Below are 7,665 nucleotides of genomic sequence, written 5' to 3'. Positions count from 1 at the left end.
TCCGGAACGGACGGAGCAGGCACAGGGCGCAGCGACATCGCAGCCCCTCCTTGCCTCCCCGCACGATGGAACCGAACCTCCATCAGACTGCCCGACCAAACAAGATCACCACGGGCAATCACCGAATCCGCCAACAAAGTCCTTCAGGGAGGGGAGCCTTCAACGTGGGTCTACGGCTGCGACGGCTGGGCACACTCACACCGCTGAGTGCGCCGCTGCGCACGACTGCGCTCCCGTTCATGGACGACTTGCACGCCGCCGTGCGCCAGCATGTGCAGCTCTCGGTCCTGGTGGGAACGGAGGCCGTCCTCGTCGAACGTCTGTCCACAGGCAACGCTGTGGACGTCATCTCCCGGCTCGGCGGGAGGTTGCCGCTGCATAGCTCCGGCGTCGGCAAGGTGCTGCTCGCCCATGCCGAACCGGAATTGCTCGAACAGATCATCGCGCAGGGGCTGCCCGCATACACGGAACGCACTGTCACCGATCCGGCGCGGCTGCGGGCTGTGCTGGCCGAGTGCCGGGAGACCGGCGTGGCCGTCGTCTCGCGAGGAGACGGCACCCGGAGTGGTCTCGGTGGCCTCGCGTGCTGCAGGGGCCGGTCCGGTCGGGCCGGGCGGTCCTTTCCCCGGGTGGCGCTGGTGGCCGCGGACGTCACCCGATCACCGTGCGCACGAGGCGCATCCGGCCGGGCGGCCAGCACTGTGGAAGTTCAGGAGAGCGCGCTGCGGTGCACCGGCGCACGAGCGAGTACAGGGACGGTACCTGTGGCGGACGAGGCGATCAGGACGACGACCGGGGACGGGGCGACGGCTCACGAGGCGCCGACCTGTCTGGTCACCGGCGCGAGCGGCTATATCGGCGGTCGGCTCGTGCCCGAGCTGTTGGACGCCGGGTACCGGGTACGCTGCCTGGCGCGCACGCCGGGCAAGCTGCGGGACCATCCGTGGGCTCCCCGGGCGGAGGTCGTCCAGGGCGACGTCCTTGACGCCGCGTCGGTGGCACGGGCGATGGACGGCGTGGACGTGGCCTACTACCTGGTGCACGCGCTCGGCACGGGCCGCGACTTCGAACAGACCGACCGGGAAGCGGCCCGCGTCTTTGCCGAGCAGGCCCGCCGGGCCGGCGTCCGCCGCCTCGTGTACCTCGGCGGGCTGACCCCCGAAGGGGTTGCCGAGTCGCGTCTCTCCCCCCACCTGCGTTCCCGTGCCGAGGTGGGCCGCATCCTGCTCGACTCGGGTGTGCGGACCGCCGTCCTGCGCGCCGCCGTCATCATCGGTTCCGGCTCGGCCAGTTTCGAGATGCTGCGCTACCTCACCGAGCGGCTGCCGGTGATGGTCACCCCGCGCTGGGTGCACACCCGTATCCAGCCCATCGCTGTGCGGGACGTCCTGCGCGTCCTGGTGGGCTGCTCCCGTCTGCCCGCCGACGTCAGCCGCGCCTTCGACATCGGCGGCCCGGAGGTGCTCACCTACCGGGAGATGATGCAGCGGTACGCCGCCGTCGCCGGGCTGCCCCGACGGCTCATCGTGCCCGTGCCCGTGCTGACACCTGGTCTGTCAAGTCAGTGGGTCGGCCTGGTGACCCCGGTGCCGGCCGCGATCGCCCGCCCGCTCACGGAGTCCCTGCGCCACGAAGTGGTCTGCCGGGAGCGGGACATCGAGCGGTACCTGCCCAGTCCGCCCGGCCATCCGCTCGGCTTCGATCAGGCAGTCGCCTTGGCGTTGCAGCGTGTCCGGGAGGCCCAGGTCGCCACGCGCTGGTCCTCGGCTTCGGTGCCGGGCGCCCCCAGCGACCCGCTGCCGACCGACCCGGACTGGGCAGGCGGCAGCCTGTACGCGGACATCCGCGAACGCGAGACGGATGTGGCGCCGGCGGCGCTGTGGCAGGTCATTGAGGGCATCGGCGGTGAGAACGGCTGGTATTCCTTTCCACTGGCCTGGGTCGTGCGCGGCTGGCTCGACCGCCTCGTCGGCGGCGTCGGCCTGCGCCGGGGCCGGCGGGACGCCCGGCGGCTGCGGGTGGGCGACTCGCTGGACTTCTGGCGGGTGGAGGAGATCGAGCGCGGCCGGCTGCTGCGGCTGCGCGCCGAGATGCGGCTGCCGGGTCTGGCCTGGCTGGAGATGCGCGTGGACGGCAACGGCGGCGGACCTGTCCGATACCGGCAGCGGGCGCTGTTCCACCCCCGCGGACTGCTGGGGCACCTGTACTGGTGGAGTGTCTCTCCCTTCCACGCGGTCGTCTTCGGAGGCATGGCGCGTAACATCGTCCGCGCCGCCGCCCGCGCCCAGCACGACCACCCCCCACACAGCTGAGCCCCTCACGACCGGCCGCACCGCTTCCGGGAGCGCCGCGCCGCCGGAGGACAGCGGAGAGAAGTTGAAGCCATGCGCGTCTCGGTCGTCCTGTTCACCTCCGACCTGCGCCTGCACGACCACCCGCCGCTGCGCGCGGCGCTGAAGTCCGCCGACGCGGTCGTCCCGCTCTTCGTGCGCGACCTGGCCGTCGAAGCTGCCGGGTTCGCCACGCCGAACCGCAGCGCCTTCCTCGCCGACTGCCTGGCCGACCTGGACGCCTCCCTGCGCGAGCGCGGCGGACGCCTCGTGGTGCGCTCCGGCGACCTGGTGGAGGAGGTGTGCCGTACGGTGCGGGAGGCGGACGCCGACGCGGTGCACATGGCGGCGGGGCACAGCGCCTTCGCCACCCGCCGGGAGGACCGGCTCCGGCAGGCCCTGGAGTCCGGCGGGCGCCGCCTGTTCGTCCACGACGCGGTCACCGTGGCCGTGCCGCCCGGCGAGGTGACCCCCTCCTCGTCGGACCACTTCGCCGTCTTCACGCCGTACTACCGGCAGTGGGCACAAGCCCGCCTGCGCACGGCTGTGGCCGCCCCGAGCCGCCTGCACGTGCCCGACCAGGTGAAGGGCGAGCCGGTGCCCGCCCGCGGCGAGGTCACCGGGGTCTCGCCCGCCCTGCCGCCCGGCGGAGAGACCGAGGGCCGCAAACGGGTGACTGCCTACTGGCGGCACGGCCTGGACGCCTACGACGACACCCGGGACGACCTGGCCGCGGACGCCACCTCCCGGCTCTCCGCGCACCTGCATTTCGGTACCGTTTCCCCGGTAGAGCTGGTGCACCGGGCCCGCCGCCGCGGCGGACCGGGCGCCGAGGCGCTGGTACGGCAGCTCGCCTGGCGCGACTTCCACCGCCAGGTGCTCGCCGCCCGCCCGAGCGCCGCCCGCGCCGACTACCGCCCTAAAGGCGACCGTTGGCGCACCGAGCGCACGGCGAAGGCCGACATCGAGGCGTGGCGGGAAGGCCGTACCGGCTACCCGGTGATCGACGCCGCGATGCGGCAACTGCGCCACGAGGGCTGGATGCACAACCGGGCCCGCCTGCTGACCGCGAGCTTCCTGACCAAGACGCTCTACGTCGACTGGCGCATCGGCGCCGCCCACTTCCTGCACTGGCTGGTCGACGGCGACATCGCCAACAACCAGCTCAACTGGCAGTGGGTGGCCGGTACCGGGACCGACACCCGGCCGAACCGGGTCCTCAACCCCGTCATCCAGGCCAAGCGGTACGACCCCGACGGCACCTACGTCCACCGCTGGGTGCCCGAACTGAGGAACATCGCCGCGCCTGCGGTGCACGAGCCGTGGAAGCTGCCCGGAGCGGACCGCGCCGCGCTCGACTACCCCGACCCGATCGTGGACCTGTCCGAGGGCCTGGACAGGTTCCTCCGGGCCCGCCACCGGCAGGAGTGACCACGGCCGACCGGCACCGGCGGTTCGCAGCCGGCTCGGCCAAGAGGGCGGCGAGCGGTTGCAGGCTGGGCCTGGAAGCGGCGACGAGCGGGTCGACGGCGGCGAGCGGCGCACAGACGGTGATGTCCGACTCGGTGCTCGAAGCCCTCGCACACGCACTGCAACTCGACGAGGCCGAACGCACCCACCTCTACGACCTGGCCCGCGCGGCGACCCCTTCGGGCTGGCGGCCTGCGGTGACCGCGTCCCGCGTACGGCCCACGATCCTACGGCTGCTCGACTCCATGACCGACGTACCGGCCTACGTACGCAACGCCCGGTTCGACATCCTGGCCGCCAACGCGCTGGGGCGCGCGCTGTACGCACCGGTCTTCGACTCGCCGCTCTTCGTCCAGCGCGGGCCGGTCAACAGCGCTCGTTTCATGTGCCTCGACCCCGCGAGCAGGGATTTCCGGGTCGACTGGGACAAGGGCGCCGACGACGCGGTGGCCTTCCTGCGCACCGAGACGGGCCGGGCGCCCCACGACAAGGCGCTGACCGACCTGACCGGAGAGCTGACGACGAGGAGCGGTGACTTCGCTCGCCGGTGGGCCCGCCACGACGTCAAGTTCCACCGCTCGCACACGGCGCCGTCTGCCCAGATCAAGTGCCCTCTCAGGCCGCGCCGTAGGGGCATCCCTCCGGCACCTCTGCGGTCCGGTGTACGAAGGCCGGCCGCAGGTCGGGATCTTCGGGGTCGTAGTAGCGGTGGAATACCGCGGTCGCCCCTCCGGACAGGGGCGGGACGATCCAGCTCCAGTCGGTCGGCACCGGGCGTCCGTGCCGCCTCTCTCGGTCCACGTGCGCGAGGAACCGCCGCGACTCCGTGTGGTGGTCGGCCATGGTCACGCCCGCCTGTTCGTAGGAATGCAGGACCGCCAGGTTGAGCTCGACCAAGGCGCGGTCTCGCCACAGGGTGCGCTCGTTGCGGGTGTCGAGGCCGAACAGCTCGGCGACGGCGGGCAGCAGGTTGTAGCGGTCGGTGTCGGCGAGGTTGCGCGAGCCGATCTCGGTGCCCATGTACCAGCCGTTGAAGGGCGCCGCAGGGTACGTCACCCCGCCGATCTCCAGCGACATGTCGCTGACGGCCGGCACCGAGTACCAGCGCAGACCGAGGTCGGCGAATCCGGGATGGCGCGGATGCGTCAACGGCACCTCCAGCACGGCGTCCTCGGGCACCTCGTAGAACTCCGGGGCCAGGCCGGAGCCGGGCTGCACCAGCAACGGCAGTACCTCGAAGGGCGTTTCGCCGCCCTTCCAGCCCAAGTCCCTGGCCTGCGCCACCCGGTGGGTGCTGCGCGGGTCGTCCGCGTAGCGCACCAACTGCTCGCCCAGCAGCGTGGCGGCGGGACGGCCGGGGCGATCGGGGGCGAAGACGCTGATGACCGGCCGGATACGGCCCCCGTTGGTCGCGATCCGCAGATGCTCGAAGCACTCACTGGCGATGTCGTCGGGATGCGTGACGTGCCGCAGGTCCCGCACGATCAGGTTGTTCCAGTAGAGCCGGCCTATGCAGCGCGCCGCGTTGCGCCAGGCCACCCGCGCGCCGAACGCCAGCTCCGCCGGGGTGTGTTCGTAGGTGCCGAAGCGCTCCACCTCCGCGGTGACCTCCGCGAGCCGCCAGCGCGGATCGCCGTCGCCCGGGTTCTCGGCGGCGTACTGGCGGATGAACACCTCGGCGGCCGTCAGGACGGCCTCGTGCGCCGACGGGCGGCGCCGAGCCGGGTCGGACGAAGGAGGGAGTTGCACCGGATTTTCTCCTGATCGGGGTTTGGTGCTCACACGGGCCCGGCGCGCCGGCGGTGGTCCGGCGGCCGCTCGGCCGGGAGCGGACGGGTCGAAGCCGAGTCCGGCGGGCGGGCGCGGCAGGCGAGTGGCCGCACGGCCGGGGTCGGGTTGGCCGGATCGGGCCGGACGCTCAGTCCGCAAGCGGTTCCCGCAACTGCCGCGGCAGCAACGCGGCCTCGAGTGCGGGCACGTCGAACGGGTCGAAATGGATCCGCTCCTGCGGGACACCCTGCCGCGCCAGGGTCGCGCTGGCCTGCGTGACCATGTCCACCGGCCCGGAGAGGAACGCCTCGTGCCGGTACCACGGACCGAACTCGTTCAGCACCCGCGGCAGGGTGCCCTCCAGCCCCGCGATGTGCTCGTGGGACACCGCGGCCCGCACGGAGAGCCAGTGGTGCCGCTGGGACATCCTGAGCATGTCGTCCAGGCCGTAGAGCTCCTCGGCGGTCCGCGCGCCGACGAAGACGTCGACGTAGCGCTCCGTCCCGGTGCGGGCCGCGTCCTCGACCAGGGCCTTGATGGGGGCCATGCCGGTCCCGCCGGCCACGCACACCAGATCCCGGTCGCTGCGCGGGTCGAGTGTCATGTCGCCCTGAGTGGGTCCGAGCCGCACCACGTCCCCGGGCTTGGCGCTGTAGACGAGGCCCTGGCTGACCTGGCCTTGGGCGACTGCACGCACGTGGAAGGTCACGGTGTTGTCCGGGCGCGGCGCGTGCGCGGGCGAGTAGTAGCGCCATGCCTTGGGGTGCCAGGGCGTCTCCACGCTCGCGTACTGGCCTCCCGTGTACGGGTAGGGCGCGTCGGGCCGCACGGTGATTTCCGCGATGCCGTGGCCGCGGTGCAGGTGGTGGATGATCTCCGCCTCCCACACCGCGGGCGCCGTCCGGGCGTCTTCCCCCGCGGCGTGCATCATCACCTGCGCGACGACGCCGTATCCGTGCGTCCATGCGGCGGCCAGCTCCGCGCTCCACGCCGGGCCGGCGTAGCGGGCCAGGGATGCGAGCAGGCACTCGCCCACCGCGGGGTAGTGGCCGTTCAGCGCTCCGAACTTGCGGTGGTCGCGACCGAGCCGACCGCAGAACCGGATCAGGTTCTCCGGGTCGTCGACGAGGTCGACGATCCGCAGCAGCCCACGCAGCAACCGGTCGCGCTGGACGTCCAGGTTGTCCGGGAAGAGCCCGCGCACCTCGGGGTAGCGTGCGAACAGAATGGCGTAGAAATACACCGTCATGTCCGCTGCGTTCGGGCCGACCACGGCCACGCTCGCACGCATCAGGGCGATTTCCTCCGCGGTCAGCGGCACGAGGTCCGGCAGCGGACTCGGCGCCGGGGGCGAAGGCGTGGAAGGAGGCGGTGCTGATTCCGGTGACTGCGCCGTGGCATCCGCTGCGTCACGGCGTCCTCGCGACGCACGGGAGAATATCACCGGGTGCCTCCCGCTTCAGATTGAATCGTCATCACCATGAGGGAAATTCAGTGTCAGAGCAATGGGGAGCGGGTTCCGCTGCGTCGGATGCCCACCCAGCACCCAGAAAGGGTCCGCCATTCGGCTGTGGCGCCGTCACGCTACGACGCCAGGGATCAACTCGGCCGCACACGGGCGACTTGGGAACGGACGGGGCGGAACTCCCTGGGACTTCCTGCCGTTTGCCGGCGATCGGCAGGAACGCATTCACCCTAATACGCAATTTTCACCAGTCAACCAAAGGATAGGCACGATCTCGCCGCCACTCGCGCGCTGACGCTCCGCATTGTCAGCCGAAACCCGTCGGTTTCGGGAGCTGCGGTGGATTCCGAAGGCATGGCTCACGACAACGTAATACCGGGTGAATTCACCGAGCTGAACATGATCCCTGTCGGTAAATCCGGATAACTGGGGGCACCTCAGGAGGCTGTACACCGGCGATCTCAGGTTTTGGGTTGCACGGTTGGCGCGCATGCGAGCGGCGTCAGGCCCTTGCCGGCGGTCCATCGCTGATCTCTTGAAGGCTCCCCTCCCTGAAGGGAGGGGATGCGTCGCCCTCCAGGGCTGAGCGGGGATTTACGGCTCAGGCCGCCACCGGAGCCGGCGGCTCGG

Annotated in this window: 4 protein-coding genes and 2 pseudogenes; 4 read left to right on the top strand and 2 right to left on the bottom strand. The window is 71.5% G+C overall.

Annotated features, from left to right (window positions below; genetic code table 11):
• Positions 1-65: 65 nt before the first annotated feature.
• The 4 genes and pseudogenes from ACIBJF_RS50880 to ACIBJF_RS50865 all read left to right on the top strand — a co-directional run.
• A pseudogene (locus tag ACIBJF_RS50880) lies at positions 66-530 on the top strand (IclR family transcriptional regulator); the annotation flags it as partial.
• 249 nt (positions 531-779) lie between these two features.
• A complete protein-coding gene (locus tag ACIBJF_RS50875) occupies positions 780-2,312 on the top strand; it encodes an SDR family oxidoreductase (protein ID WP_399184701.1) in 1,533 nt (510 codons plus the stop codon).
• A gap of 72 nt (positions 2,313-2,384) precedes the next feature.
• A complete protein-coding gene (locus ACIBJF_RS50870; protein ID WP_399184700.1) occupies positions 2,385-3,761 on the top strand; it encodes a cryptochrome/photolyase family protein in 1,377 nt (458 codons plus the stop codon).
• Positions 3,762-3,883: 122 nt separating this feature from the next.
• Positions 3,884-4,375, top strand: a pseudogene (locus ACIBJF_RS50865) (transcriptional regulator); the annotation flags it as partial.
• 40 nt (positions 4,376-4,415) lie between these two features.
• Here ACIBJF_RS50865 and ACIBJF_RS50860 read toward each other — a convergent pair.
• A complete protein-coding gene (locus ACIBJF_RS50860; protein ID WP_399184699.1) occupies positions 4,416-5,549 on the bottom strand; it encodes a nitric oxide synthase oxygenase in 1,134 nt (377 codons plus the stop codon).
• A gap of 169 nt (positions 5,550-5,718) precedes the next feature.
• Positions 5,719-6,861, bottom strand: a complete 1,143-nt coding sequence (locus ACIBJF_RS50855; protein ID WP_399184698.1) for a globin domain-containing protein — start codon at positions 6,859-6,861, stop codon at positions 5,719-5,721.
• Positions 6,862-7,665: the final 804 nt, after the last annotated feature.

This window comes from Streptomyces sp. NPDC050743 (genome assembly GCF_044456925.1).
In the GTDB taxonomy this organism is placed as follows: domain Bacteria; phylum Actinomycetota; class Actinomycetes; order Streptomycetales; family Streptomycetaceae; genus Streptomyces.
Note: the sequence above shows the minus strand (reverse complement) of the source record. Positions and strands in the feature narration are given on the sequence as shown.

Coding starts and splice junctions, on each gene's coding strand:
- ACIBJF_RS50870 (WP_399184700.1), top strand. CDS start 2,385: ATGCGCGTCTCGGTCGTCCTGTTCACCTCCGACCTGCGCCTGCACGAC.
- ACIBJF_RS50855 (WP_399184698.1), bottom strand. CDS start 6,861: ATGCGTGCGAGCGTGGCCGTGGTCGGCCCGAACGCAGCGGACATGACG.